This window comes from Burkholderia sp. AU16741, assembly GCF_002223345.1.
GTDB classification, from domain to species: Bacteria; Pseudomonadota; Gammaproteobacteria; order Burkholderiales; family Burkholderiaceae; genus Burkholderia; species Burkholderia sola.
In genome coordinates, this window is the sequence record NZ_NKEZ01000005.1 from 11757 (window position 1) to 38263 (window position 26507).

Below are 26507 nucleotides of genomic sequence, written 5' to 3' on the forward strand. Positions count from 1 at the left end.
GATGCCGCGCGCCGTGACGGCGCGCAGGCGCCGGACTTACGCGAAATTCTTCGCGGCGAAGTCCCAGTTCACGATGTTCCAGAACGCTTCGACGAACTTCGGACGCGCGTTGCGGTAGTCGATGTAGTACGCGTGTTCCCACACGTCGATCGTCAGCAGCGCCTTGTCGGCGGTCGTCAGCGGCGTGGCGGCGTTGCTCGTCGACACGATGTCGAGCGAACCGTCGGCCTTCTTCACGAGCCATGCCCAGCCCGAACCGAACGTGCCGACCGCGGCCTTCGTGAACGCTTCCTTGAATGCGTCGTACGAACCCCACTTCGCGTTGATCGCGTCGCCCAGCGCGCCCGTCGGTGCGCCGCCGCCGTTCGGCGACAGGCTGTTCCAGAAGAACGTGTGGTTCCAGATTTGCGCGGCGTTGTTGAAGATGCCGCCCGACGACTTCTTCACGATCTCTTCCAGCGGCAGGTTTTCGAATTCCGTGCCCGGGATCAGATTGTTCAGGTTCGTCACATAAGCCTGATGGTGCTTGCCGTAGTGGTACTCGATCGTCTCTTTCGAGATGGTCGGCGCGAGTGCGTCTTCAGCGTACGGGAGCGGCGGGAGCGTATGAGCCATGGCGATTCCTTCGTTGAGTATGTAGGGAGGCTGTGTTGGATGCTGCCGAGCGTCCGATTGTAGGCGAGGACGAATAACCCCGCAAACTCACGGGCCATTTATCCGCGGTATGCGGAAAAGCGATGCTGGCGCGACGTCCGGCAGGACGAACCCGACGATGCGCAGCATCCGTTCCCGCCGCGAGGCGCGTGTTGCGACGACGCGCGTTTCGCTCGGCACCCGTTAAGTCAGATCGTATCGGTCAGGCGCGGCTGCACGTCGGCGAGCGACACGTCCGCCGAGCCTTCGGCGAGATGCACGGTCAGGCGCCGCTGCGGCTTCAGCGCGTTCGGCGCGCGCACCGCACGGCCCGTCTGCGCATCGATCAGCGCCGCATAACCGCGCTCGAGCGTGCGCTGCGGGCTCAGCACCTCGAGCCGTGCCGCACAGGCCGACACACGCGCCGTGTCGCGTTCGTGACGGCGCTGCAACGCGCTCGCGAGACGTTGCGACAGCCCCGCGAGCGCGTGGCGCGCCTGGGACGGATCGGGCCGCGCGCGCTGCCAGCGCAGTTGCGCGAGCGCGAAACGCGCACGCGCATCGCGCACCGGCCGCGACGCCGCCGACGCGAGCCGCACCGCGAGCTGCTCGACGTGCGTGCGCTGGCGCTGCAGCCGCTCGGCCGGGCTCACGAGCCGGCGCGCGAGCCAGTCGAGCTGCTGCGCACGCTGTTCGAGCCGGCGCGCCATGCCGCGCGCGAGCGCGCGCTGGCGCTCGTCGACCTCGCGCAGCAGCAGCGCCCGCTGCGGGCTCGCGAGCTCGGCCGCGCCGGTGGGCGTCGGCGCGCGCAGGTCGGCCGCGAAGTCCGCGATCGTGAAATCGGTTTCGTGCCCGACGCCGCTCACGACCGGCAGCTCGCTCGCCGCGATCGCACGCGCCAGCGCTTCGTCGTTGAACGACCACAGATCCTCGATCGAACCGCCGCCGCGACACACCAGCAGCACGTCGACCTCGCGCCGCGCGTTCGCGGTCGCCACCGCCGCGACGAGCTTTTCGGCGGAACCGGCGCCCTGCACGGGGGCCGGATAGACGATCACCGGAATGTGCGGCGCCCGGCGGGCGAGCGTGGTCACCACGTCGCGCAGCGCGGCGGCCTGCAGCGACGTGACGATGCCGATCGCGCGCGGATGAGCCGGCAACGGACGCTTGCGCTCGGGGGCGAACAGACCCTCGCCTTCGAGTTGCGCCTTCAGCCGCAGGAACGCCTCGTACAGGCGCCCCTGCCCGGTGCGCCGCACGGCTTCGACGTTGAGCTGCACCTCGCCGCGCGGCTCGTACATCGTGACGACCGCGCGCACCTCGATGCGGTCGCCTTCGCGCGGCGTGAATTCCGCGTACTGCGCGCGGCCGCGGAACATCACGCAGCGCATCTGCGCCTGCTGGTCCTTGATCGAGAAATACCAGTGGCCGCTCGCGGCGCGCGTGAAATTCGACACTTCGCCGGAAATCCACAGCAGCGGAAACGAACGCTCGAGCATCGTCGAAATCGCACGATTGAGCGCCGAAACGGGAATCACTTCGTCGCCGCCGCGCGTGGCGCCGGGTGCGGAAAAAGGAGAATCGGAAAGCATGGGCGGTCGGATGAATGCTGGCGGCGTCACGATAGTCCGACACGCGCGCGGCGTCCAGCGCCGCCGCATTCGCCGCCGTGCGCGGAAGGTGTCCACACTCTGGCATTCGTCCGCGCAAAACGCTCGGAAACCGCCAAAAAAACCAGACGATTCTTCGCAACACGTTGATTTTTATAATCTTTTAAACCTTTCGAAATAATTCTCATCCGATTCGATGCCCGCCGGGCGGGCGTTTGAGGCGATCGAGCGGGGAGTTTTTCACAGAGTTATCCACAGGCCGACTCGATCCGGCCCCGTGGACCGTGGCGGCCGGTCGCGCTTGCCGCACCGGCGTGCGGCGCGCTAGAGTGCCGCCTTCCACGGACCTTGCGGCACGCGCCGCCCAACGGAGAATCCGCCTTGACGAATCCGTCCCTCGCCGCGGCGCCCAACGCGCCGCGCCCGACCCGATGAGCACGCCCGGCGGCCCGCTCGCGCGGCTCGAAGCGCGCCTGACACGCGAATGGCAGCGGCGCGGCGCGCTCGCGTGGGCGCTCACGCCGTTCGCCTGCGTGTTCGGCCTGTGCGCGGCGCTGCGGCGCGCCGCTTACGCGCAAGGCTGGAAGCAGCCGGTCGACGTCGGCGTGCCCGTCGTCGTGGTCGGCAACGTGACCGTCGGCGGCACCGGCAAGACGCCGACCGTGATCGCGCTCGTCGACGCGCTGCGCGCGGCCGGCTTCACGCCCGGCGTCGTGTCGCGCGGCTACGGCGCGAACGTGAAGGCGCCGACGGCCGTCACGCCGGCGTCGCGCGCGGGCACGGCCGGCGACGAACCGCTGCTGATCGCGCGCCGCACCGGCGCGCCCGTGTGGGTGTGCCCCGACCGCGTCGCCGCCGCGCAGGCGCTGCGCGCCGCGCATCCGGACGTCGACGTGATCGTCAGCGACGACGGTCTGCAGCACTACCGCCTCGCGCGCGCCGTCGAGCTCGTCGTATTCGACCACCGGCTCGACGGCAACGGCTTCCTGCTGCCCGCCGGGCCGCTGCGCGAGCCGCTGTCGCGGCATCGCGACGCCACGCTCGTCAACGATCCGTACAGCGGCGCGCTGCCGCCGTGGCCCGACACCTACGCGCTCGCGCTGACCCCGGGCGCCGCATGGCACCTCGACCAGCCCGCGCTGCGCCGCCCGCTGTCGCAATTCACGAACGAGCGCGTGCTCGCCGCGGCCGGCATCGGCGCGCCGGAACGCTTTTTCGCGACGCTGCGCGCGGCCGGCCTCGCGCCGGCGACCCGCGCGCTGCCCGACCATTACGCGTTCGCCGACAATCCGTTCGTCGACGATGCCGTCGATGCGATCCTGATCACCGAGAAGGATGCAGTAAAATTGGGCGCTTCCTGGCGCGACGCCCGACTGTGGGTGGTCCCCGTCGAAGCCGCGCTCGACCCTCGCCTCATTGCCCTCGTTGTGGAGAAACTCCGTGGACGCTCGCCTGCTTGAAATCATTGTGTGCCCTATCTGCAAAGGCCCGCTCCACTACGACCGTGCCGCGCAGGAGCTGATCTGCAACGCGGACAAGCTCGCGTACCCGATCCGCGACGGCATCCCGGTGATGCTCGTCGACGAAGCGCGCCAGACCGTCGAAGGCACGCCGGTCGATCCGGCCGGCCGCTGAACCGCTGAACCACGGCGCCGCTCGCCCGGCGCACCGATTCGACACCGACGGCCCGGCTCCGGCCGGGTCGCCGCACTCCGCCGGGCGACCGGCTTCCGGCGTCGCCCGCCCCGTTCTTCCCAGCGCGCTCCGATGATTCACCCACAACCCTTCATCGCCGTCATTCCCGCCCGGCTCGCGTCGACGCGGCTCCCGAACAAGCCGCTCGCCGATCTCGGCGGCAAGCCGATGGTCGTGCGCGTCGCCGAGCGCGCGCGCGAAGCGGGCGCGCAGCAGGTGCTCGTCGCCTCCGATGCGCAGAGCGTGCTCGATGCGGCGCGCGATCACGGCTTCGAAGCGGTGCTCACCCGCGCCGATCATCCGTCCGGCACCGACCGGCTCGCGGAAGTCGCGGCGGCCTTCGGCTGGCGCGACGACACTGTGGTCGTCAACGTGCAGGGCGACGAGCCGCTGATCGACCCCGTGCTCGTGCGCGACGTAGCGTCGCACCTGGCCGCGCATCCGGCGTGCGCGATCGCGACCGCGGCCCATCCGATCCACGACGCGGCCGACGTGTTCAACCCGAACGTCGTGAAGGTCGCGCTCGACGCGCAGAGCGTCGCGCTGTACTTCTCGCGCGCGCCGATTCCGTGGAGCCGCGACGCGTACCAGCCGCACTGGCCCGACGTCGCGGCCATGCCGGCACCGGCTTTCCCGGTCTACCGGCATATCGGCCTCTATGCGTATCGCGCGCGTTTCCTGCGCACCTATCCGTCGCTCGCGCAGGCGCCGATCGAACAGGCCGAGCAGCTCGAACAGCTGCGCGCGCTCTGGCACGGCGAGCGCATCGCGGTGCTGATCACCGAATCCGCGCCCGAAGCCGGCATCGATACGCCGGCCGATCTCGCACGCGTGCAGGCCCTTTTTCGGCCGGGTTCAAAATAACCCATGGCATAATCAGGCGATTGTGCGAGCCGTCCGCGACCAGCGCGTCCTCGCTTGACCCCGCCCGTGGCTCCGCCGGCAGCCGCACGTCGCTCGAACCGACGCGCCGCATCAGACCGGTCCGCCACGCGTCAGGCAAGCCCCGCGCCCGCCGTCGCCGACGCCTTTGAGGCTCGCCACACGAATCTACATACTTGGAGATATCACCATGCGTTTGATCCTGTTGGGCGCGCCCGGCGCGGGAAAGGGCACCCAGGCAAACTTCATCAAGGAAAAATTCGGGATTCCGCAAATCTCGACGGGCGACATGCTGCGTGCGGCCGTCAAGGCCGGCACGCCGCTCGGCGTCGAGGCGAAGGGCTACATGGATGCCGGCAAGCTCGTCCCGGACGCGCTGATCATCGGCCTCGTCAAGGAGCGCCTGAAGGAATCCGACTGCGCGAACGGCTATCTGTTCGACGGCTTCCCGCGCACGATCGCGCAAGCCGACGCGATGAAGGAAGCCGGCGTCGCGATCGACTACGTGCTCGAGATCGACGTCCCGTTTTCGGAAATCATCGAGCGCATGAGCGGCCGCCGCACGCACCCGGCATCGGGCCGCACGTACCACGTCAAGTTCAACCCGCCGAAGGTCGAAGGGCACGACGACGTGACGGGCGAACCGCTGATCCAGCGCGACGACGACAAGGAAGAAACTGTCAAAAAGCGTCTCGAAGTGTACGAAGCGCAGACCAAGCCGTTGATCACGTACTACGGCGACTGGGCGCAGCGCGGCGAGGAAAACGGTTTGAAAGCGCCGCAGTATCGCAAGATCTCGGGCCTCGGCACCGTCGACGAAATTCGCGAGCGCGCGTTCGACGCACTGAAGTAAGCAGCGCGTCGCGCACCCGCAAGCCGCCCGTTCCGGGCGGTTTTTTTTCGCCTGCGCGATTGGCACGACAGGCACGCGCGCAAGAAAAACGCCCGCGATGCGGGCGTGCTTTCCGTGTGCGAGCAATGGCGTGCCGGCGGCTCAATCCTCGCCGTCGCGCTGCATCCGCTGCCGCAATTCGCTGACCTGCGACTCGACGACGGTCGCGTCTTCCGCCTCGGGCCGCTCGCCGAGATATTGCTCGAGATCCTCGAGCGCGGGACGCAGGTAGTCGAGCCGCGCATACGCGAAGCCGCGGTCGCGCACCTCGTCGAGCTGCTCGGGCAACAGGATCACGAGCCGCTGCTGCACCGCGAGCAGCCGCTGCCAGCGCTCCGTCTGCAGATAGATCGTCTTCAGGTTGCGCAGCATCCGCGCGATGATCTCGCGGCTCGTCGCGGGCTGCAGCAGTGCGCGCAACGCGCTGTCGACCGCTCCCGCCGCCCGCGCGACGTAGGGCTCGAGCATCTCGACCATCTCGGCTTCGGATAGCGAATGGCCGTTGGTCGGATCGATGATCAGGTCGCCGTCCGGCAGCGTCACGCGCAGCAGGAAATGGCCGGGGAACGATACGCCGCGCGCCGGCACGCCGATCTGCTCGGCGAGTTCTAGATACAGCACCGACAGCGAGATCGGGATCCCGCGCCGCCGTTTCAGCACGGCGTTCAGGTGGCTGTTATCGGGGTCGTAGTAATCGTTGTGATTGCACGCGAAGCCGAGCTCGCGAAAGAAGAAGTCGTTCAGCGCGGCGACGCGGCCTTTCAGGTCCGTGTCGTCGGCGAGCCGCCGGCGCAGCCGCGCCGCCAGCATGTCGAGTTCGGCCAGCGTGCCCTGCAGGTCGAGGTCGGGATACGCGTCCTGCGCCAGCGACAGCGCGGCTTCCGTGACGGGCAGACTGTCGTCGTCCGCCACGAGCGTGCTGAAGTAGTCGAGGACGCGGGTCATTGCGGTCGTCACTTGGCGCGCCTTCTGAAGTAAGCGTATTTGAAGCCCATCACCCACAACATACCGAAATATAGTGCAGCAAACAGCACGAGGCACGCCGCCATCAGCGCAATGCGATCGAGCGGCTGCGCGCGCATGCCGGTCCAGTCGAAACTGATCGCGCACCAGTGCATCAGGCCCGCGAGCACGAGCGCCGCGCCGACGAGCTGCACGAAGAAGCGCAGCCAGCCCGGCGACGGCTGGTAGATGCCGCGCTTGCGCAGCCCGAGGAACAGCAGCAGCGAATTCAGGCACGCGCCGACGCCGATGCTCAGCGTGAGGCCCGCGTGGCCGATCAGCGGCACGAACACGTAGTTCGACAGCTGCGTGACGATCAGCACGCCGACCGCGATCTTCACGGGCGTCTTGATGTCCTGCTTCGCATAGAAGCCCGGCGCGAGGATCTTGATCAGGATGATGCCGACGAGGCCGATCCCGTAGGTGGCCAGCGCGCGCGCGACCATCGTGACGGTATGCGCGTCGAACTTGCCGTAGTTGAAGAGGGTCGCGGTGAGCGGCGTCGCGAAGAAGAACAGCGCGAGCGCGCTCGGCGCCGCGAGCAGGAACGTGACGCGCAGCCCCCAGTCGAGCAGCGCCGAATATTCGTGCGAATCGGCATCGACGTGCGCCTTCGACAGGCTCGGCAGCAGGATCGTGCCGAGCGCGACGCCGAGCAGCGCGGTGGGGAATTCCATCAGGCGGTCGGCGTAATTGATCCACGACACGGCGCCCTGCCCGAGCCGCGACGCGATGTTGGTGTTGATGATCAGCGACAATTGCGCGACGGACACCGCGAACGTCGCCGGCACCATTTTCGCGAGCACGCGCTTCACGCCCGGATGACGCAGCGCGCGCAGCGGGTTGACGCCGATCAGCGGCACCATGTCGATCTTCTTCAGGCCCGGCAACTGCACGAGAAACTGCAGCACGCCGCCGACGATGACGGCCCACGCGAGCGCGTAGACGGGCACCTTCAGGTGCGGCGCGACGAATACGGCCGCGGCGATGAACGCGACGTTGAGCAGCACCGGCGCGAACGCGGGCAGCGAGAAGCTCTTGTACGTGTTCAGCACGCCCGACGCGAGCGTGGTCAACGAAATGAACACGATGTACGGGAACATGATCCGCGTCATCGTGACCGCGAGCGGGAACGCCTGGCCGTCGCTGTGCAGGCCGGACGCGACCGCGAACACGACCCACGACGCACCGGCGATGCCGACGACCGACAGCACGGCCAGCGCCCAGGCGAGCACGGTGGACATCGCGTCGACGAGCGCCTTCGTCGCATCGTGCCCCTGCTGGTTCTTGAACTCGGCGAGGATCGGCACGAACGCCTGCGAGAACGCGCCTTCGGCGGACAGGCGGCGCAGCAGGTTCGGGATACGGAAGGCGACGTAGAACGCGTCGGTGTATTGACTGGCGCCGAACGCACGGGCGATCAGCGTCTCGCGGGCCAGTCCGGTCACGCGCGACAGCAGCGTGAAGCCGCTGACCGTCAGCAGGGCTCGGAATAGATTCATGGGGCGCTCATTATACGGACGTTGTGCGACCCGGCCACCGGCCGATGCCGAAAAGCGCACCGGCCGCCGACGGCCCCATTCGGCCGGCATCACGTTGAACTTGCCACTCGCTTGATTTTGTTGCTATAATCGCCGGTTTCTGGGCTCGTACATGCACGGCAACTGCCGTTTTCATGTCCCGGCCTCGGTTAAAATCACCGTTTTTTTATGCGCCCCTGGGCAATCGTTCTCAGGGGACGGATCGAAAAGCAGCGCTTGGCCGTCAGGCTCCAAGCTCTGGAAACAGGACAGGATAAGGAACCGTCATGGCTAACTCCGCACAAGCACGCAAGCGCGCCCGCCAGGCCGCGAAGGCAAACTCGCACAACTCGGCGCTGCGCTCGAAATTCCGTACCGCGATCAAGTCGGTTCGCAAGGCTGTTGAAGCCGGCGACCAGGCAAAGGCTGCCGAGCTGTTCAAGGCTGCCGTGAAGACGATCGACACGATCGCCGACAAGAAGATCGTTCACAAGAACAAGGCCGCTCGCAGCAAGAGCCGCCTGGCCGCAGCCGTCAAGGGCCTGCAGGCAGCAGCGTAACTCCGGTGCGCCCGCTCAGGCGGGCGTTCCTGTTTCCTGCGATCACGAAAAAGCCCGCCTAGGCGGGCTTTTTTGTTGGCTGTCGCCGGCACATCGTGCACGGCGGCGGCACTTGCCGGGAGGGCGCGCGCGAAATGCACCCTCGCGCACCCTGGCCCGCCGGCATCGCTCACTTCTTCGTGTTGTAGTCCGGCAGTTCGCACGCCTCGGTCACGACGAGGTTGTTGTCCTTCGCGAAATTCAGCACGAAATCGAAAGCCATCGGCTCGATGTCGCGCAACCGCGAATCGAGGATCACGCATTTGAGGTCACCGAGCATCGTCGGGCGCACGTACAGCGAATACTTGAGACGCGCATTCGGCCCGCTCGCCCCCGGCCCGAAGCAGGCCATCACACCGGCCAGACGTTCCGACCAGTCGCTCGGGCGAAACTTTTTCCCGTCTTTCGTGATGCCCTGGATGAAAAATTCGGTCGGAGGGGTTTCAGCCATGTGGTTACCCAAGTGACGGCCCGGCGATGTCCAGGCAACGGCGCCTGGATACGCGAACACAAAGCTGGAGGGTCGGCCGCACGCGCCGATCGATATCCCGAAAACGGAGCGTCGATGCGCGCCGCCGATGGACTGCACAGGATTTGTGCAGCGCACGGCTTGTGTCCGGCAGAGCGCGAAAAGCCTTGCCTGCCGGGCTGGAGAAAACTTTTGAATTATACCGCAGCGCGCCATTGCGCGGCGTCCCGACGCCCGCCTCCCCGAATGGCCGGTCGCGCGCGGCGATCCTGCCCCGCGTCGCTCCACGGCTCGTCAAAGCACAGAAAATCCTTTATGCTGCTTTGAGTTATCCACACCCGACGGCGGCGCCGTCCGGCCTCGCGGCCGGGTGAGACCCGCCGTATTTCGTTTCATGACCGCCAAAACCATTCGTCACTACCTGCAGTTCAAGGATTTCTCGCTGGAAGACTACGAGTACGTGCTCGAACGCACGGGTATCCTGAAGCGCAAGTTCAAGAACTACGAGACCTATCACCCGCTGCACGACCGCACGCTCGCGATGATCTTCGAGAAAAGCTCGACGCGCACGCGCCTGTCGTTCGAGGCCGGGATCTTCCAGCTCGGCGGCCACGCCGTCTTCATGAGCACGCGCGACACGCAGCTCGGCCGCGGCGAACCCGTCGAGGATTCCGCACAGGTCATCTCGCGGATGGTCGACATCATCATGATCCGCACGTTCGAGCAGGACGTGATTACGCGCTTCGCGCAGAATTCCCGCGTGCCGGTGATCAACGGCCTGACGAACGAATACCACCCGTGCCAGGTGCTCGCCGATATTTTCACGTACTACGAGCACCGCGGCCCGATCGCCGGCAAGACCGTCGCGTGGGTCGGCGACGCGAACAACATGCTGTACACGTGGATCGAAGCCGCGCAGATCCTCGGCTTCAAGCTGCGCCTGTCCACCCCGCCCGGCTATGCGCTCGACATGAAGCTCGTGTCGCCCGACAGCGCGCCGTTCTACGAGGTGTTCGACGATCCGAACGAAGCGTGCAAGGGCGCCGATCTCGTGACGACCGACGTATGGACGAGCATGGGTTTCGAGGCCGAGAACGAGGCGCGCAAGCAGGCGTTCGCCGATTGGTGCGTCGACGAGGAAATGATGGGCCATGCGAATCCGGATGCCCTCTTCATGCACTGCCTGCCCGCGCACCGCGGCGAGGAAGTGACGGCCGGCGTGATCGACGGCCCGCAGAGCGTCGTGTGGGACGAAGCGGAAAACCGCCTGCACGTGCAGAAGGCGCTGATGGAGTTCCTGCTGCTCGGCCGCCTCAAGCACTGACGCGCGGCAACGCACACGCGTAAAAAAGCGCCGGTCGACGATCGGCGCTTTTCGTTTGGGCGCGCCGAAACCGGCACGCGCGCCGTTACAGGCAGACCGGCTCCGCCTCCAGCTCGACGCCGAACCGCGCGCGCACGTCGGCCTGGATCGCCCGCGCCAGCGCCAGCACGTCGGCGCCGGTCGCGCCGCCGCGATTGACGAGCACGAGCGCCTGGCGGTCGTGCACGGCCGCCGCCCCGAGTGCGCGCCCCTTCCAGCCGCAGCGGTCGATCAGCCAGCCGGCCGCGAGCTTCACGTGCCCGTCCGGCTGTGGATACGACACGACCTCCGGCACGCGGGCGCGCAGCGCCTCGAACTGCGCGGCGTCGATCACCGGATTCTTGAAGAAACTGCCCGCATTGCCGAGCACCAGCGGATCGGGCAGCTTCGCGCGGCGGATCGCGACGACCGCGTCGAACACGTCGCGCGGCGTCGCCGCATCGGGCGCGATGCCGCGCGCGTCGAGCTCCCGCGTGACGTCCGCGTAGCCAAGCCGCGGCGTCCATTGCTTCGGCAGCCGGAACGTCACCGAGACGATCGCGAACCGGCCGCGCCCTTCCCGCTTGAAGAAACTGTCTCGATAACCGAACGCGCAGCGCGCGGCGTCGAAGCGCTCGCTACGCCCCGTCGCCAGCTCGACCGCGATCAGCGAATCGAAATACGCCGTCATCTCGAGGCCGTACGCGCCGATGTTCTGGATCGGCGCGGCGCCGACGGTGCCCGGGATCAGCGCGAGATTCTCGAGGCCCGGCATCCCGTGCTCGAGCGTCCACGCGACGAACGCGTGCCAGTTCTCGCCGCCGCCGGCCTCGACGTACCACGCGTCTTCGTCCTCGCGTACGACGCGGCGGCCCGCGATCTCGTCGAGCAGCACGACGCCGTCGAAATCGCGCGTGAACACGATATTGCTGCCGCCGCCGAGCACGAGCTGCGGCAGGGCCGCGACCCGCGGGTCGCGATGCAGCGCCTCGAACTGCGCCGCCTGCGTGATGCGCGCGGCGAAGCGCGCGCGCGCGGCGATGCCGAACGTGTTGTGCGCGGCGAGCGGATGGTCGGGAAGCAGCGACAGGGCGGAATCGTCAGGAGGCATCGGCATTCGCGGTCACGTCGGCCCGGGCGGTGCTGGCCGGTCTTGGGCAAACGGAGGGGCATCGGTAAAATGGCAAACAGTCCGCAATTATAGCGAGTGCCCGCGCGCGAGCCGGGTGCCCGCATCTCAAGGGAGAATGCCATGCCATCGTTCGACGTCGTTTCCGAAGCGAACATGATCGAAGTGAAGAACGCCATCGAGCAGTCGAACAAGGAAATTTCGACGCGCTTCGACTTCAAGGGCTCCGACGCGCGCGTCGAACAGAAGGAGCGCGAGCTGACGCTGTTCGCCGACGACGATTTCAAGCTCGGCCAGGTCAAGGACGTGCTGATCGGCAAGCTGGCCAAGCGCAACGTCGACGTGCGCTTTCTCGACTACGGCAAGGTCGAGAAGATCGGCGGCGACAAGGTCAAACAGATCGTCACCGTGAAGAAGGGCGTGACGGGCGACCTGGCAAAGAAGATCGTGCGCCTCGTGAAGGACAGCAAGATCAAGGTGCAGGCGAGCATCCAGGGCGACGCGGTGCGCATTTCGGGCACGAAGCGCGACGACCTGCAGAGCACGATCGCGATGCTGCGCAAGGACGTGACCGACACGCCGCTCGACTTCAACAACTTCCGCGACTGACCGGCAACCGCCGCGTCGCGTCATCCGGCCGGGCCCCGCACATGCGGCGCGCCCGGCGCGCGGCCAGCGCCGCGCTTTCTCAGGCCTTCCCGCCGTCCTGCGCGCCGCCGTTGGCGGCCGCCTTCTTCTTGTCGCCGATCCGGCTCTCCTGCCCCGCGAGCAGCTTCGAAATGTTGCCGCGGTGACGCCACACGAGCAGCACGCTCATCGCGAGCACGGCCCATGCGATCGGGTTGTGGCCCGGCATGCCGAACAGGAACACGTCGAACACCGGCGCGAATACGGCCGCCACCAGCGCCGCGAGCGACGAATAGCGGAAGAAGAACGCGACGATCAGCCAGGTGAGCGCGGTCGCGAGCCCGAGCACCGGATGCACGGCGAGCAGTACGCCGGCCGCGGTCGCGACACCCTTGCCGCCCTGGAAGCGGAAGAACACCGGGTACAGGTGGCCGAGGAACACGGCGATCGCGACCCACGCGACCGCGACGTCGGGCAGGCCGAAGTGCCGGGCGAGCCAGACGGCGATCCAGCCCTTGAACGCGTCGCCGACGAGCGTCAGGATCGCGGCCTTCTTGTTGCCGCTGCGCAGCACGTTGGTCGCGCCGGGGTTCTTCGACCCGTACGAACGCGGGTCGGCCAGGCCCATCACGGAACTGACGACGACGGCGAACGACACCGAACCGATCAGGTAGGCAACGAGGGCGGCGAGCAGGATCTGCATGCGGAGGACTCTTCTTTCAACGTATCGGGAAAGGGACGGCCGTGCGCGGCAAGCCGGCAGGCCGAAACGGCGCCCATTCTACCGAACGGGCGCCGGATGCCACGAAGGTGAAACCCTCAGTCGACGCTCGCGCACTGCACGGGCTGCGCGTCGAGCAGCGACGTGAGCACTGCCGGCGCGAGGCTGACGAGGTAGCCGCGCCGGCCGCCGTTCAGGTAGATCGTCGGCAATGCGAGGATCGTCGCCTCGACGTAGACGGGCATCGTCTTGCGCGTGCCGAACGGCGACGTGCCGCCGACCAGATAGCCCGAATGGCGGTTCGCGACCTCGGGCTTGCACGGCTCGACGCGCTTCGCGCCGATCTGACGCGCGAGATTCTTCGTCGACACGGTGCGATCGCCGTGCATCAGCACGATCAGCGGCTTCGCGTGCTCGTCTTCCATCACGAGCGTCTTCACGACGCTGTGCTCGTCGACGCCGAGCTGGCGCGCCGATTCGCCGGTGCCGCCGTGCTCGACGTATTCGTATGGATGCTCGCCGAATGCGACGCCATGACGGCGCAGCAACTGGGTCGCGGGGGTTTCGGACACGTGTCTGGATTTGCTCATGGCGGCATTTTAATGGCGAACGATCGGGGCTCGCGCAATGGCGTGCCCGCGCCGACGGTATACTCGCGGCCCGTTTTCCGCCGGCCCGCCGCATCGCCGTCGCGCGTGTGGCCATCATCGTTGCGAACATCGTGAAGCGCTATTGTCCGATTGGCTGATTGTGGTGCGTGCATCGCCATGGCACGATCGTTCGCAAATATCGTCGGCCGCCGCCGGTCCCTCATCTGGAGACGCCATGTCCTCGCCCATCCGTTCATCCGAATCGCTCGACGTCGATGCGCTGCTCGCCGCGCTGCCGCGCCGCATCGCCGACGTGCCCGCGCACCGGGCCGCGCAGTCGCCCGCGCATCCGGCGCTGATCGAGGATGCGCGCCGGCTGTCGTACGGCGAGCTGGGGCAGGCCGTCGACGCGGCGGCCGCGCGGCTCGCGAGCCTCGGCGTGCAAGGCGGCGACCGCGTGATGATCGTCGCGGAAAACTGCGTCGCGCAGATCGTGCTGCTGTTCGCGGCCGCCCGCATCGACGCATGGGCGCTCGTGTCGAACGCGCGGCTGTCGGCCGCCGAGCTCGACGCGATCGCCGCGCACGCGCGTCCGAAGCTGATCGCGTTCACGATCGACGCATCGGCCGATGCGCGCGCCCACGCCGAGCGGCTCGGCGCGACGCCCGCCGGCGCGCTGCCGGTCGACGTCGGCGCGTGGTCGTATCGCGTCGATGCGGGCGCGCCCGCCGAACCGGTGGCCGCCGACGGCGCCGGGCAATGCGCGGCGCTGATCTACACGACGGGCACGACCGGCACGCCGAAAGGCGTGATGCTGTCGCACCGCAACCTGCTGTTCATCGCGGCGATATCGAGCACGCTGCGCCGCGTGTCGCCGGACGACGTCGTCTACACGGTGCTGCCCGTGTCGCACGTGTACGGGCTCGCGTCCGTGTGCGTCGGCAGCCTGTACGCGGGCGCGACGCTGCGGCTCGCGCCGCGCTTCTCGCCGGAAGCCGTGCGTGTCGCCCTCGCCGACGAAGGCGTGACGATCTTCCAGGGCGTGCCCGCGATGCACGCGAAGCTGCTCGAACACCTGCACACGCATGGCCGCGCATGGCGCGCGCCGCGGCTGCGCTTCGCGTATTCGGGCGGCTCGCCGCTCGATGCGAACCTGAAGGCCCGCGTCGAGCGCCTGTACGGCGTGCCGCTGCACAACGGCTACGGGATGACCGAAAGCAGCCCGACGATCACCCAGACGCCGCTCGACGCGCCGCGCGCGGACAGTTCGGTCGGCGTGCCGATTCCCGGCATCGAGGTCCGGATCGTCGCGCCGGACGGCACCGACGTGCGGCCGGGCGAAGTCGGCGAGATTCGCGTGCGCGGGCCGAACGTGATGCTCGGCTACTACCGCGACGCGAACGCGACGCGCGCGGCCGTGTCGCCGGACGGCTGGCTGAGCACCGGCGATCTCGCGCGGCAGGACGCGGACGGCGCGGTGACGATCGCGGGCCGAAGCAAGGAGCTGATCATCCGCTCGGGCTTCAACGTATATCCGGTCGAAGTCGAACAGGTGCTGAACGCGCATCCGGACGTCGTGCAGGCGGCCGTGATCGGCCGTGCGATCGAAGGCAACGAGGAAGTGCTCGCGTTCGTCGAGCTGGTGCCCGGTGCGACGGCGGACGAGGCGGCATTGCACGCGTGGTGCGCGGATCGGCTCACCGCTTACAAACGCCCTGCGCACATCCGCGTGCTCGATGCGCTGCCGGCCGCGTCGACCGGCAAGGTGCTCAAGCACCGGCTGCGCGAGCTGGTCTGACGCGGCCGCCCTACGCGGGGGAACCTGCACCGGCGCCCCACCACGCCACGCCACGCCACGCCACGCCACGCCGCACCGCATGCCCGCGTCGCGCGTCAGCCGCGCGGGTGATGCTGCGCGTGCAGCGTCCTGAGCCGCTCGCGCGCGACGTGCGTATAGATCTGCGTGGTCGAGATGTCGCTGTGGCCGAGCAGCAGCTGCACGACGCGCAGGTCGGCGCCGTGGTTCAGCAGGTGCGTCGCGAACGCGTGCCGCAGCGTGTGCGGCGACAGGTGCGCGCGCACGTCGGCGTGCTGCGCGTGACGCTTGATGATGTTCCAGAACTGCTGGCGCGTCATCCCGTCGCCGCGCGCGGTCACGAACAGCGCATCGGCCGCGCGTGCTCCGAGCAGCGCCGGCCGCGCGTCGCGCAGGTAGCGTTCGATCCAGCCGTGCGCGACTTCGCCGAACGGCACGAGCCGCTCCTTCGACCCCTTGCCCATCACGCGCACGACGCCTTCGTTGAGGCCGACCTCCACCGTCTTCAGCGTCACGAGCTCGCTCACGCGCAGCCCGCTCGCGTACATCAGCTCGAGCATCGTGCGATCGCGCAGGCCGAGCGGCGTGCCGATGTCGGGCGCGCCGAGCAGCGCCTCGACCTGCGCCTCGGACAGCGTCGACGGGAACCGGGCCGCCTGTTTCGCGGACGTGATCCGCAGCGTCGGGTCGGCGCTCGCGCGATGCTCGCGCACGGCCCAGCCGTAATAGCGACGGAACACCGACAGCCGCCGGTTCGACGAGGTCGCCTTGCCGTCGCTGCGCGCGGCGATGTAGCCGGTCACCATCGCCTCGTCGGCCGAGTCGAGCGGCGCGTCGTGCGTCGCGGCCAGCCAGTGGGAAAACAGCGCCAGGTCGCGCCGGTACGCATCGAGCGTGTTGCGCGCGAGCCCATGCTCGAGCCACAGCGCATCGCAGAACACGTCGATCGATGCGCGGCTCGCGAGCAGAGCGGGGGATGCCGCGACGGTGTCGGTGTCGGCGTCGGGGGACATCATCGGTTCGCTCATGGGTACGGCACGCCTTCGTGCGCCAGGAGCCAGCGCTTCACTTTCTGGTAATAGCCGTTGTCGTCGTGGTTCGCGAACCCGCCGAGGCCGCCCGCCGCGACGACGCGATGGCACGGGATCACGAGCGGGAAGTAGTTCCCGCCGCACGCCTGGCCGACCGCGCGCGGCGCGCTGCCGATCCGCTTCGCGACCTGGCCGTAGGTCAGCACCGTACCGGGCGGGATGTCACTGATCACGTCCCACACGCGGTGCTGGAATGCACTGCCGACGTCGGCGAGCGGCAGGTCGAAGCGCGCCGATGCGCGCTCGAAATAACGTTCGATCTGCTCGACCGCGCGCTTCGCGAGCGGTGAATCCGGATCGACCGACTTCATCGATTCGGGCAGATAGACGATCTCGCGCACCACCGCGGCATCCGTGCGGATGCCGACCTTGCCGAACGGCGCGTCGATGACTGCGTTGAACATTGCCTTCTCCTGACCAGGGGACGCGCGCGGTGCGGCCCGCGCGCCGACGACACTTTACGCCGCCTTCACGCGGCTCGCAGCGCCCATTCGACATGTTCGCGCACGACCGGCGACGGATCGTCGGCGCGGGCGCGCAGCGCGGCGACGATCGCGTCGCGCGCCGGCGGCGCGAGCCGGTCCGCGCCGGCGCGCAGCGCATTGCCGAGCCCGACCGCGAGATTGCGCAGCCAGCTTTCGTAGCCGATGCGACGGATCGCGCTGCCCTGCATCCGCGTGTCGAACGCCTGCGCGTCCCACGCGAACAGCTCGACGAGCGTCGCGCGGTCGAGGCCGTGCCGCACGTCGAAATCGGCGACGGGCGCCGCCTGCGCGAACTTGTTCCACGGGCACACGAGCTGGCAGTCGTCGCAGCCGTACACGCGATTGCCGATCATCGGCCGCAGCGGCTCGGGGATGCTGCCTTTCAGTTCGATCGTCAGGTAGGAGATGCAGCGGCGCGCATCGACGCGGTACGGCTCGACGATCGCGCCGGTCGGGCACGCGTCGATGCAGCGCGTGCAGCTGCCGCAGTGCGTGCCGGGCGTCTCGGGCGCGGTGTCGGGCGACGTATGCGCGTCGGTCGGCAGCGGCAGGTCGACGTAGATCTCGCCGAGAAAGAACAGCGAGCCGGCATCGCGCTGCAGCAGCAGCGTGTGCTTGCCGCGCCAGCCGACCCCGGCCTTCTGCGCGAGCTCGACCTCGAGCACGGGCGCCGAATCGGTGAACACGCGGTAGCCGAACCCGCCGATCTCGTGCTCGATGCGCTCCGCGAGCGTCTGCAGCCGGTTGCGCAATACCTTGTGATAGTCGCGGCCGCGCGCATAGATCGACACGACGGCCGCCTGCGGATCGTCGAGCCGCGCCCGCTCGCGCGCGCGCCAGTCGTGCGGCGCGAGCGCGCCGGGCTCGCCGCCGGGCTCGCCGCCGGGCGCGTCGGCCGCGAGCGTTTGGGCCGGCAGGTAGGCGAGCCGCACGGAGATCACGCGTCGCGTACCGGCCACAAGTTCGGCCGGCCGCGCGCGTTTCATCCCATGTTTCGCCATATAATCCATTTCGCCGTGGTATCCGGCTTCCAGCCAGGCGGCGAGGCCCGCTTCGGCATCCGAGAGATCGGTATCGCCGATGCCGATCGCCCCGAAACCCAATTCGCGCCCCCACGCCCTGATGCGAGCGGCGAGCGCAGTCAACGCCGCATCGTCGAGCGCGCACGGCGCCGAGCCTTCGGCACGAGTCGAAGGCCGGTCGGATGCGGCGTGTTCCGGTAGTCGGTTCATCGCACTATTTTACGAGAATGCCAGCCACGTCCAGCCAACCGCCTCAAGCCATGTTGCCCGCCCCGCTCGCGGAGCGCGTGATCGCGCTCGCCGACGAAGCGGCAACCGAGGCCTTCGGCACCCGCTTCGCGCACGCGCTCGACGCGGCGCGCATCGAGCTCGACCGCGCCCATGCGTTCGACGGGCTGCAGATCCAGCTGGTCGGCGATCTCGGCGCGGGCAAGACGACCCTCGTGCGCGCGATTCTGCGCGGCCTCGGCCACCCGGGCCGCGTGCGCAGCCCGACCTATACGCTCGTCGAGCCGTACGCGCTCGAACGCAGCGATGGGGAACTCGAGGTCTATCACTTCGATCTGTACCGATTCAACGATCCGGCCGAATGGTCCGATGCAGGCTTTCGCGAATATTTCAATTCCAGCGCGATCTGCCTCGTCGAATGGCCGCAACAGGCGGGCGCGCTGCTCGGCGTGCCCGATCTGGTTTTCTCGCTCGACGTGGACGGCGACGGCCGTGCCCTCACCGTCCGGGCGTACAGCGCTTCAGGAAAGGCATGTCTCGAAAGATGTTGATCAAACCGTTCCGCTCGATCGAATCGGCGGCCACCGCGACGCACAACTGGCGTCGCCGTCAGATCCTGCGCGCGGGGGCGTCGACGCTGGTGCTCGGTCTCGTCGCGCCGCGGCTCGCGCACGCGTCGTCGGTGCTCGGCGTGCGCGTGTGGCCCGCACGCGATTACACGCGCGTCACGATCGAATCCGACCAGCCGCTGCAGAATAGCCAACAACTGCTGCAGGGTCCCGACCGTCTGGTCGTCGATCTGAACGGCCTCGACCTCGACCAGTCGCTGCGCGATCTCGTATCGAAGATCGCGCCGAACGATCCGCAGATCCAGTCGGTGCGCGTCGGCCAGTATCAGCCGCACGTCGTGCGGATGGTGTTCGACCTGAAGGGCTCGGTGAAGCCGCAGGTGTTCACGCTGCCGCCCGTCGGCACCTACAAGTACCGGCTCGTGTTCGACCTGTATCCGGCCGTCGCGCCCGATCCGCTGTCCGACCTGATCGCGCAGACGGAACGCAAGGAACAGGCGCTCAACGACACCGCGCGCGCGCAGCAGATGCAGCCGCCGTCCACGCTGGCCGGCCCGGGCACACCGCCGCCCGGGGCGGGCGCGGGCGACAACAGCGACGCGTTCTTCCAGCGTTTCGCGCAGAACACGCCGGCCGCGCCGCACACGCCGCCGGCCGCCGGCACGCCGTCGACGCCCGCGAAGCCGGCCGTCAAGCCGCCGCCCGTCATCGCGCGCCGCGACGACAACGACGACGACACCTATAAGTTCACCGCGCCGAAATCGGGCAAGGGCGGCACCGTGCGCCTGCTGACGGTCGCGATCGATCCGGGCCACGGCGGCGAGGATCCGGGCGCGATCGGCGGCGGCGGCACGTACGAGAAGCACATCGCGCTCGACATCGCGAAGAAGCTGCGCGCGAAGATCGACGCCGCGCCGAACATGCGCGCGATGATGACGCGCGACGCCGATTTCTTCGTGCCGCTGAACGTGCGCGTGCAGAAAGCGCGCCGCGTCGGCGCGGATCTCTTCGTGTCGATCCACGCGGACGCGTTCACGACGCCGTCCGCGCGCGGCTCGTCGGTGTTCGCGCTGTCCGACCACGGCGCGACGAGTGCCGCGGCGCGCTGGATGGCGAACAAGGAGAATTCGTCGGACCTGATCGGCGGCATCAACATCAAGACGGCGGACGCGGCGGTGAACCGCGCGCTGTTCGACATGTCGACGACCGCGCAGATCCGCGACTCGTTGCGCTACGGCAACTACGTGCTGAAGGAGGTGGGCGGGATCAACAAGCTGCACAAGGGCTCGGTGGAGCAGGCCGGGTTCGCGGTGCTGAAGGCGCCCGACATTCCGTCGATCCTCGTCGAGACCGCGTTCATCAGCAACCCGGACGAAGAGCGCCGCCTCAACGACGACAGCTATCGCGACGAGATGGCCGACGCGATCTTCCGCGGCATCAAGCGCTATTTCGCCGCGAATCCGCCGCTCGCGAAGAGCCGGATGGCCTGAGCGCCATCCTTCCCTGCCGCCGGCACGCAGCGCGTGCCGGCGCGTCACGACGCCGCGAAGCGGCTCAGCAGTTTCCCGCCGAACACGTTCACCGCGAGCCCGCCCATCACGAGCGCGGCGCCGATCAGCTGCGATTGCGTCAGATGCTCGTCCAGCAGCAGCGCCGACGACGCGAGCCCGACGATCGGCACCAGCAGCGAGAATTGCGCGACCTGCGCGGCCGGATAGCGCGACAGCAGGCGGCTCCACAGCCCGTAGCCGAGCAGCGTCGCGACGAACGCGAGATAGACCACCGCGAAGATCGACGCGCCGTCGAGCCCCGCGAGCGCGGTCGCGATCCGCCGCGGCCCTTCGAACCACAGCGACAGCAGGAAGAACGGCACGGGCGGCACGAGGCTCGCCCACACGACGAGCGACACGAGGTTCGCCTTCCCCACCTTCTTCGTGACGATATTGCCGATGGCCCACATCGCGGCCGAGCAGATCGTCAGCAGGAAGCCCGCGAGCGTCATCGCGCGGCCGCCTTGCGCGGCGATCACGACGAGCCCGCCCGCGGCGATCGCGAGCCCGACCAGGTTCTGCACGCGCAGCCGCTCGCCGAGGAACAGCATCGCGAACACCAGCGTGAAGAACGCCTGCGACTGCAGCACGAGCGACGCGAGGCCGGCCGGCATCCCGACGTACATGCCGGTGAACAGGAACACGAACTGGCCGAGCTGGATCGTCGCGCCGTACAGCACCAGCAGCCGCCACGAAATCTGCGGCCGGCGCACGAAGAACACCGCGGGCACGGCCGCGAGCGTGAAGCGCAGCGCGCCGAGCAGCATCGGCGGCATGCCGTGCAGGCCGACCTTGATCACGACGAAGTTCACGCCCCATGCGAGGATCACGACCAGCGCGAGCAGCAAGTCCTTCGGGGCCATCATCGGCGTCTCCTCGATTGTCGAATGGTCGTGGTGAAGCCGGTCAGTCTACCGGGTTTCGCCGCCGCGCCCGATACCCGCGCGGCGTGCATCGAATCGGCGACGGGCGGCGGGTGGTGCAACGCAGCGACTTGCGCGACACGATGAAGGCCGCACGACACGTGCCTGCCGCGGCCGCCTCGCGCCTTTCGCGCGCCCCGTCACGCGCGCCACCGGGCCGCCAGTACAATGACCGTCAATCCAGCCGTTCCCCACGAAGGCCCGCCATGACCGACTCGATCAAAGCCCTGCTGAAGCCGCACGTACGCGACATCGGCAACCTGCAGGTGCGCCGCACGCTGCCCGCGCTCGCCGCCCGCCTCGTCGGCCCGTTCATCTTCTTCGATCACATGGGGCCCGCCGCGCTGCCGGCCGGCGCGGGGCTAGACGTGCGCCCGCATCCGCACATCGGGCTCGCGACGGTCACCTACCTGTTCGACGGCGCGATCCTGCACCGCGACAGCCTCGGCTCGCTGCAGGAAATCGTGCCCGGTGACGTGAACTGGATGACGGCCGGCCGCGGGATCGTGCACTCCGAGCGTACGCCCGACGCGCAGCGCGCGAGCGGCCACACCGTGCACGGCATCCAGACCTGGGTCGCGCTGCCGAAAACGCACGAGACCACCGAGCCGTCGTTCGAGCACCACGCGGCCGACACGCTGCCCAAGCGCGATGAAAACGGCGTCGCGCTGACGGTGATCGCCGGCGACGCATTCGGGCTGCATTCGCCCGTGACGACGTTCTCGCGCACGCTGTACGTCGCGGCCGAATTCGCGGCCGGCGGCCGGCTCGAACTCGATGCGTCGCACGAGGAGCGCGCGGTCTACGTGGTCGACGGCGAGCTCGCGATCGACGGCACGCCGGTGCCGGCCGAACGGATGGCCCTGCTCGCGCCGGGCGCGACCGTCACGCTCGCGAGCGGCAGCGGCGCGCGCGCGATGCTGCTCGGCGGCGACCGGATCGACGGCGAACGCTTCATCGAATGGAATTTCGTCGCGAGCAGCCGCGACGCGATCGAGCGCGCGAAAGCGGCGTGGACGCGCCAGGAGATGGGCAAGGTGCCCGGCGAGACCGAGTGGATTCCGCTGCCCGAATCGAAGCCGCGTTGAAAAAGCGGCGCGCCGCCCCCATCCTGACGATATTCGAACGGAAGAGAACGACATGGACACCACGCTTGCCACATTCGAGAAAGACGTCATCGAGGCGTCGCTGGACACGCCCGTGCTGGTCGACTTCTGGGCGCCGTGGTGCGGCCCGTGCAAGACGCTCGGCCCGCTGCTGGAAAAGCTCGAAGCCGATTACGCCGGCCGCTGGAAGCTCGTGAAGGTCAACGTCGACGAGAACCAGGAACTCGCCGCGCACTTCCAGACGCGCAGCATCCCGCACGTGATCGCGTTCGCCGACGGGCGGCCGGTCGATCAGTTCGTCGGCGTGCTGCCCGAAGGGCAGTTGCGCGCGTTCCTCGACCGGCTGCTGCCGGCGGCCGAGGAAGCCGAGCGCCGCGCCGCGCAGTACGCGATGGCCGAACAGCGCTTCGACGATGCGCTCACGCACCTCGAAGCGGCGCTCGCGCTGAACCCCGGCTACGACGACGCGCGCCTCGACCTGATCGAGCTGCTGCTCGCGCGCAACGAGGTCGACGCCGCGCGCGCGGAGACCGAGCGCCTGTCGCCGCAGACCGTGCAGAACGGCGACCCGCGCTACCAGGCGATCAAGACCCGTTTCGACGCACTCGACGCCACGGCCGACCTGCCGCCGACCGACGCGCTCGAAGCGCGCATCGCGGCGAACCCGGCCGATCTCGACGCGCGCTTCGACCTCGCGCAGAGCCTGATCGCGCGACGCGCATACGAAGGGGCGCTGGAACAGTTGCTGGAAATCGTGACGCGCGATCGCGCATATGGCGACGACCTCGGCCGCCGCACGATGATCTCGGTGTTCGAGCTGGCCGGCGATCGCCCCGACCTCGTCGCCGCATGGCGGCGCAGGCTGAGCATGGCGCTCAACTGACGCACGAGCGGCCGGGCCACGAACGGCCGGGCCGCGAAAGGCCGGGCCGCGACGGCCCGGCTGGCTCGCCGTCACCTGCCGACTCGTGCGCGGCACGCCGGCCGCGCCGCGACATGCTCATTCGCGACCCGCGCGCCGCGCGCTCAGCCGGCCGCCTGTGCCGCGATCGCCCGCAACGCATGCGCGGCCGCCGCGAAACCGAAACTCGCGGTCACGCACACGCTCGAACCGAAGCCCGCACAGTTGAGCCCCGCGACATGCGCGGCCGCCGACGGCTCCGCGCCGTCCTCGATGTCGCAGGCCGCCGCTTCCGGATAGATCAGCGGCTCGTCCGAATACACGGCGCTGACCTTGAAGCGCGCCTTCGGCCCGCGCGGAAAACCGTGCTGCTTGCGCAACTGCGCACGCACCTTCGACAGCAGCGGATCCTGGATCGTCAGCGCGAGATCGTCGATGCGGATGCGCGTCGGGTCGAGCTGCCCGCCCGCGCCGCCGACGACGATCAACGGCTGCCGTTTCGCGACGCACCACGCGATCAGCGCGACCTTCGTGCGCACGCTGTCGATCGCGTCGATCACGTAGTCGAAGCCGCCGCCGAGCAGCGCGTCGAAATTGTCGGGCTCGACGAAATCCTCGATGCGGTTCACGCGGCACGCGGGATCGATCAGCGCGATCCGCTCGGCCATCGCGTCGACCTTCGGCTTGCCGTAATTGCCGTCGAGCGCATGAACCTGCCGGTTCGTATTGCTTTCCGCGACGTTGTCGAGATCGATCAGCGTCAGCGTGCCGACCGCGTTGCGCGCGAGCGCCTCGGCCACCCACGACCCGACGCCGCCGATCCCGATCACCGCGACGTGCGCGCGCTCGAACGCGGCCGCCGCCGGCGCGCCGTACAGACGCGCGACGCCGCCGAAACGCCGCGCGCGATCCACGTCAAGCTGGATTTCCGGGGTCGGGGTAAGATCGGAAGAACGGGGCGGGGCAGCGTCGGCGGAGGACATGGCAGCAAGGAAAACGTAAGTCATGCAGCCCTCTATTTTGCCTGAACTCCTCGCCCCCTCGCCCGACTGTGCACGCACGATTTTTGCGCGTTCGCTATACTGGCCCCCAGATTGAAGCGTTTGCATAACATGACGACTCTCGCCGATCTCCGCATCAACTATTCGCGTGCTTCGCTCGACGAAGCCGATGCCGCCCCCGATCCCTTCGCCCAGTTCGATCGCTGGTTCAAGGAGGCGCTCGCCGCCAAGCTGCCCGAGCCGAACACGATGACGCTCGCGACCGTCGGCGCCGACGGCCGGCCGTCGGCCCGGATCGTGCTCATCAAGGGCGTCGACGAACGCGGGTTCGTCTTCTTCACCAATTACGAAAGCCGCAAGGGCCACGATCTCGCCGTGCATCCGCAGGCCGCGTTGCTGTTCTACTGGATCGAGCTCGAGCGCCAGGTGCGCATCGAAGGCCGGATCGAGAAAACCAGCGCGGAAGAAAGCGACCGCTATTTCGCGTCGCGCCCGCTCGGCTCGCGCATCGGCGCATGGGCGTCGGACCAGAGCACCGTGATCGACAGCCGCGCGACGCTCGAAGCGCGCGAGAAAACCGTCAGCGAACGCTACGGCGACAACCCGCCGCGCCCGCCGCACTGGGGCGGCTACCGCCTCGTGCCCGACACGATCGAGTTCTGGCAGGGGCGCCCGTCGCGGCTGCACGACCGCCTGCTCTATACGCGCGACGCCGCGGCGGCGCCGGGCTGGACGATCTCGCGCCTGTCGCCGTAAGCGCGGCGCCGGCGCACGCCGGTCGTGTCTCGTGTTGCATCCGGGTGCCTGCGCCGCAAGTGGTGGGCGCCGGTCAAGATACTTGGCTGTATTCGATTCAACGAACAAACGGAGAATCCAAATGTTCTGGGAAAAGAAGCTGGCACAGTGGGCGGATGAAGTACGGGCAAAAGCGAACATACCGGCGCGACTCGTGCTGTGGAACGGCGATCAACTCGATTTCGGCACCTTCAGCGCGCCGCAGGTCACGCTGAAGGTGAACAGCGCATCGGCGTTGCCGCTGCTGCTCGAACCGAGCCTCGACAATCTCGGCGAGGCGTACGTGAAGGGCAAGATCGACATCGAAGGCAAGCTGTCGGACATCATCAACATCGGCTACTCGCTCGCGCGCAGCACCGTGACGAGCGCGAGCAAGCTCGCACGCGTGAAGCGCTACTTCAATCACACGAAGAGCACCGACAAGAAGGCGATCCAGTACCACTACGACGTGTCGAACGAGTTCTACCAGCTGTGGCTCGACGAGAACATGGTGTACTCGTGCGCGTACTTCGAGAACGGCGACGAGGATCTCGCCACCGCGCAGATCAAGAAGATCGACCACATCCTGACGAAGATCCAGCTGCAGCCCGGCCAGCGCCTGCTCGACATCGGCTGCGGCTGGGGCGCGCTCGTGCTGCGCGCCGCGCAGAAGTTCGGCGCGACGTGTCTCGGCGTGACGCTGTCGCAGAACCAGTTCGACCTCGCGACCGCGCGCGTGAAGGCGGCGGGGCTCGAAGACAAGATCGAGATTCGTCTGCAGGATTACCGCGAGATCGAAGGCCAGTTCGACCGGATCACGAGCGTCGGGATGTTCGAGCACGTCGGCCGCAAGAACCTGCCGCTCTACTTCTCGCGCGTGCGGGAACTGCTCGCCGACGACGGCATCGCGATGAACCACGGGATCACGTCGACCGACGCGGAAAGCGGCGAAACGGCGCTCGGCGGCGGCGAATTCATCGATCGCTACGTGTTCCCGGACGGCGAGCTGCCGCACATCAGCCTCGCGCTCGAAGCGGCGCAGCGCGGCGGACTCGAGGCGGTTGACGTCGAAAGCCTGCGCCGGCACTATGCGCGCACGCTCGATATCTGGACGGAAAACTTCGAAGCGAAAGCGGAAGAAGCGAGAAAGCTCGTCGACGACGAAAAATTCCGCATCTGGCGCGTGTATCTCGCCGGCTGCGCGTATGCGTTCGAGCACGACGACGTGTCGATCTTCCAGATCGTGTGCCGCAAGGCCGGGCGCAGCGCGAAAACGCTGCCGTGGTCGCGGCGCTACATGTACGAACACGCGCTGCCGCGCTAGGCGGCG

27 protein-coding genes are annotated in these 26507 nt (G+C 68.3%); 14 read left to right on the forward strand and 13 right to left on the reverse strand.

Features of this window, described 5'->3' with window-relative positions; translation table 11 throughout:
• Nucleotides 1-36: 36 nt before the first annotated feature.
• Both sodB and xseA read right to left on the reverse strand, forming a co-directional pair.
• Nucleotides 37-615 carry a superoxide dismutase [Fe] gene (gene sodB, locus CFB89_RS13265; RefSeq protein WP_006489396.1) on the reverse strand — a complete coding sequence of 193 codons (579 nt, stop codon included), beginning with the start codon at nucleotides 613-615 and terminating at the stop codon, nucleotides 37-39.
• A 227-nt stretch (nucleotides 616-842) separates the two neighbouring features.
• Nucleotides 843-2225: an exodeoxyribonuclease VII large subunit gene (gene xseA, locus CFB89_RS13270; RefSeq protein WP_089468288.1), complete on the reverse strand. Its 1383-nt coding sequence runs from the start codon at nucleotides 2223-2225 to the stop codon at nucleotides 843-845.
• Nucleotides 2226-2674: 449 nt separating this feature from the next.
• Here xseA and lpxK point away from each other — a divergent pair, with 449 nt between their 5' ends.
• The 4 genes from lpxK (at nucleotide 2675) to adk (ending at nucleotide 5673) form a co-directional block, all read left to right on the forward strand.
• On the forward strand, nucleotides 2675-3703 hold the full coding sequence (gene lpxK, locus CFB89_RS13280) for a tetraacyldisaccharide 4'-kinase (protein WP_089468290.1): 1029 nt from the start codon (nucleotides 2675-2677) through the stop codon (nucleotides 3701-3703).
• Nucleotides 3684-3878, forward strand: coding sequence for a Trm112 family protein (locus CFB89_RS13285; RefSeq protein ID WP_006482216.1), 195 nt, complete (start codon nucleotides 3684-3686; stop codon nucleotides 3876-3878). The genes lpxK and CFB89_RS13285 overlap by 20 nt, the downstream gene beginning before the upstream one ends.
• A 132-nt stretch (nucleotides 3879-4010) precedes the next feature.
• Nucleotides 4011-4802, forward strand: a complete 792-nt coding sequence (kdsB, locus tag CFB89_RS13290; RefSeq protein WP_089468291.1) for a 3-deoxy-manno-octulosonate cytidylyltransferase — start codon at nucleotides 4011-4013, stop codon at nucleotides 4800-4802.
• A 208-nt stretch (nucleotides 4803-5010) separates the two neighbouring features.
• Entirely contained in the window at nucleotides 5011-5673 is a 663-nt protein-coding gene (adk, locus tag CFB89_RS13295; protein WP_006482212.1) for an adenylate kinase, read from the forward strand.
• A gap of 141 nt (nucleotides 5674-5814) precedes the next feature.
• Here adk and CFB89_RS13300 read toward each other — a convergent pair whose 3' ends face one another.
• Together CFB89_RS13300 and murJ are read right to left on the reverse strand one after the other, a co-directional pair.
• Complete coding sequence (locus tag CFB89_RS13300) at nucleotides 5815-6657, reverse strand: SirB1 family protein (RefSeq protein WP_011546044.1); 843 nt, start codon at nucleotides 6655-6657, stop codon at nucleotides 5815-5817.
• A gap of 8 nt (nucleotides 6658-6665) precedes the next feature.
• Nucleotides 6666-8216, reverse strand: a complete 1551-nt coding sequence (gene murJ, locus CFB89_RS13305) for a murein biosynthesis integral membrane protein MurJ (RefSeq protein WP_089468292.1) — start codon at nucleotides 8214-8216, stop codon at nucleotides 6666-6668.
• A gap of 305 nt (nucleotides 8217-8521) precedes the next feature.
• On the opposite strand from murJ, the gene rpsT reads away from it, so the two are divergent.
• On the forward strand, nucleotides 8522-8794 hold the full coding sequence (gene rpsT, locus CFB89_RS13310; RefSeq protein WP_006482211.1) for a 30S ribosomal protein S20: 273 nt from the start codon (nucleotides 8522-8524) through the stop codon (nucleotides 8792-8794).
• 169 nt (nucleotides 8795-8963) lie between these two features.
• Here the strand turns inward: rpsT and CFB89_RS13315 are convergent, their stop codons facing one another.
• A complete protein-coding gene (locus CFB89_RS13315) occupies nucleotides 8964-9284 on the reverse strand; it encodes a DUF3579 domain-containing protein (RefSeq protein ID WP_011546046.1) in 321 nt (106 codons plus the stop codon).
• Between the two features lie 412 nt (nucleotides 9285-9696).
• Between CFB89_RS13315 and argF the strand changes: the two genes are divergently transcribed.
• A complete protein-coding gene (argF, locus tag CFB89_RS13325; RefSeq protein WP_006482207.1) occupies nucleotides 9697-10626 on the forward strand; it encodes an ornithine carbamoyltransferase in 930 nt (309 codons plus the stop codon).
• 85 nt (nucleotides 10627-10711) lie between these two features.
• Here the strand turns inward: argF and murB are convergent, their stop codons facing one another.
• On the reverse strand, nucleotides 10712-11761 hold the full coding sequence (murB, locus tag CFB89_RS13330; RefSeq protein WP_089468293.1) for a UDP-N-acetylmuramate dehydrogenase: 1050 nt from the start codon (nucleotides 11759-11761) through the stop codon (nucleotides 10712-10714).
• A gap of 135 nt (nucleotides 11762-11896) precedes the next feature.
• Here murB and CFB89_RS13335 point away from each other — a divergent pair, with 135 nt between their 5' ends.
• On the forward strand, nucleotides 11897-12382 hold the full coding sequence (locus CFB89_RS13335; RefSeq protein ID WP_006482217.1) for a YajQ family cyclic di-GMP-binding protein: 486 nt from the start codon (nucleotides 11897-11899) through the stop codon (nucleotides 12380-12382).
• A 79-nt stretch (nucleotides 12383-12461) separates the two neighbouring features.
• Here the strand turns inward: CFB89_RS13335 and plsY are convergent, their stop codons facing one another.
• Nucleotides 12462-13103: a glycerol-3-phosphate 1-O-acyltransferase PlsY gene (plsY, locus tag CFB89_RS13340; RefSeq protein WP_089468294.1), complete on the reverse strand. Its 642-nt coding sequence runs from the start codon at nucleotides 13101-13103 to the stop codon at nucleotides 12462-12464.
• 116 nt (nucleotides 13104-13219) lie between these two features.
• Entirely contained in the window at nucleotides 13220-13711 is a 492-nt protein-coding gene (ybaK, locus tag CFB89_RS13345) for a Cys-tRNA(Pro) deacylase (protein WP_089468295.1), read from the reverse strand.
• Between the two features lie 235 nt (nucleotides 13712-13946).
• Between ybaK and CFB89_RS13350 the strand changes: the two genes are divergently transcribed.
• On the forward strand, nucleotides 13947-15509 hold the full coding sequence (locus tag CFB89_RS13350; protein WP_089468296.1) for a class I adenylate-forming enzyme family protein: 1563 nt from the start codon (nucleotides 13947-13949) through the stop codon (nucleotides 15507-15509).
• Between the two features lie 95 nt (nucleotides 15510-15604).
• Here CFB89_RS13350 and xerD read toward each other — a convergent pair whose 3' ends face one another.
• The 3 genes from xerD to queG all read right to left on the reverse strand — a co-directional run bounded on the left by xerD (nucleotide 15605) and on the right by queG (nucleotide 18335).
• Nucleotides 15605-16555 carry a site-specific tyrosine recombinase XerD gene (gene xerD / locus CFB89_RS13355; protein WP_089468297.1) on the reverse strand — a complete coding sequence of 317 codons (951 nt, stop codon included), beginning with the start codon at nucleotides 16553-16555 and terminating at the stop codon, nucleotides 15605-15607.
• Nucleotides 16552-17022, reverse strand: a complete 471-nt coding sequence (locus CFB89_RS13360) for a methylated-DNA--[protein]-cysteine S-methyltransferase (RefSeq protein WP_089468298.1) — start codon at nucleotides 17020-17022, stop codon at nucleotides 16552-16554. Before CFB89_RS13360 ends, xerD begins: the two co-directional genes overlap by 4 nt.
• 65 nt (nucleotides 17023-17087) lie before the next feature.
• Nucleotides 17088-18335 carry a tRNA epoxyqueuosine(34) reductase QueG gene (gene queG / locus CFB89_RS13365; RefSeq protein WP_089468299.1) on the reverse strand — a complete coding sequence of 416 codons (1248 nt, stop codon included), beginning with the start codon at nucleotides 18333-18335 and terminating at the stop codon, nucleotides 17088-17090.
• A gap of 17 nt (nucleotides 18336-18352) precedes the next feature.
• On the opposite strand from queG, the gene tsaE reads away from it, so the two are divergent.
• The gene (gene tsaE, locus CFB89_RS13370) at nucleotides 18353-18904 is read left to right on the forward strand and encodes a tRNA (adenosine(37)-N6)-threonylcarbamoyltransferase complex ATPase subunit type 1 TsaE (protein ID WP_089468300.1); all 552 of its coding nucleotides are present in this window, start codon (nucleotides 18353-18355) and stop codon (nucleotides 18902-18904) included.
• Nucleotides 18886-20412, forward strand: coding sequence for an N-acetylmuramoyl-L-alanine amidase (locus CFB89_RS13375; protein ID WP_089468301.1), 1527 nt, complete (start codon nucleotides 18886-18888; stop codon nucleotides 20410-20412). Before tsaE ends, CFB89_RS13375 begins: the two co-directional genes overlap by 19 nt.
• Nucleotides 20413-20456: 44 nt before the next feature.
• On the opposite strand, the gene CFB89_RS13380 is transcribed toward CFB89_RS13375, so the two are convergent.
• Entirely contained in the window at nucleotides 20457-21335 is an 879-nt protein-coding gene (locus CFB89_RS13380; RefSeq protein WP_179233449.1) for an EamA family transporter, read from the reverse strand.
• 266 nt (nucleotides 21336-21601) lie between these two features.
• On the opposite strand from CFB89_RS13380, the gene CFB89_RS13385 reads away from it, so the two are divergent.
• Both CFB89_RS13385 and trxA read left to right on the forward strand, forming a co-directional pair.
• The gene (locus tag CFB89_RS13385; protein ID WP_089468303.1) at nucleotides 21602-22483 is read left to right on the forward strand and encodes a pirin family protein; all 882 of its coding nucleotides are present in this window, start codon (nucleotides 21602-21604) and stop codon (nucleotides 22481-22483) included.
• A 52-nt stretch (nucleotides 22484-22535) separates the two neighbouring features.
• Complete coding sequence (gene trxA / locus CFB89_RS13390) at nucleotides 22536-23384, forward strand: thioredoxin (protein WP_089468304.1); 849 nt, start codon at nucleotides 22536-22538, stop codon at nucleotides 23382-23384.
• 143 nt (nucleotides 23385-23527) lie between these two features.
• Here the strand turns inward: trxA and CFB89_RS13395 are convergent, their stop codons facing one another.
• Nucleotides 23528-24385: a ThiF family adenylyltransferase gene (locus CFB89_RS13395; RefSeq protein ID WP_050017033.1), complete on the reverse strand. Its 858-nt coding sequence runs from the start codon at nucleotides 24383-24385 to the stop codon at nucleotides 23528-23530.
• A 129-nt stretch (nucleotides 24386-24514) separates the two neighbouring features.
• Here CFB89_RS13395 and pdxH point away from each other — a divergent pair, with 129 nt between their 5' ends.
• Together pdxH and CFB89_RS13405 are read left to right on the forward strand one after the other, a co-directional pair.
• Nucleotides 24515-25159 carry a pyridoxamine 5'-phosphate oxidase gene (gene pdxH / locus CFB89_RS13400; protein ID WP_089468305.1) on the forward strand — a complete coding sequence of 215 codons (645 nt, stop codon included), beginning with the start codon at nucleotides 24515-24517 and terminating at the stop codon, nucleotides 25157-25159.
• A 121-nt stretch (nucleotides 25160-25280) separates the two neighbouring features.
• Entirely contained in the window at nucleotides 25281-26501 is a 1221-nt protein-coding gene (locus CFB89_RS13405; protein WP_089468306.1) for a cyclopropane-fatty-acyl-phospholipid synthase family protein, read from the forward strand.
• Nucleotides 26502-26507: the final 6 nt, after the last annotated feature.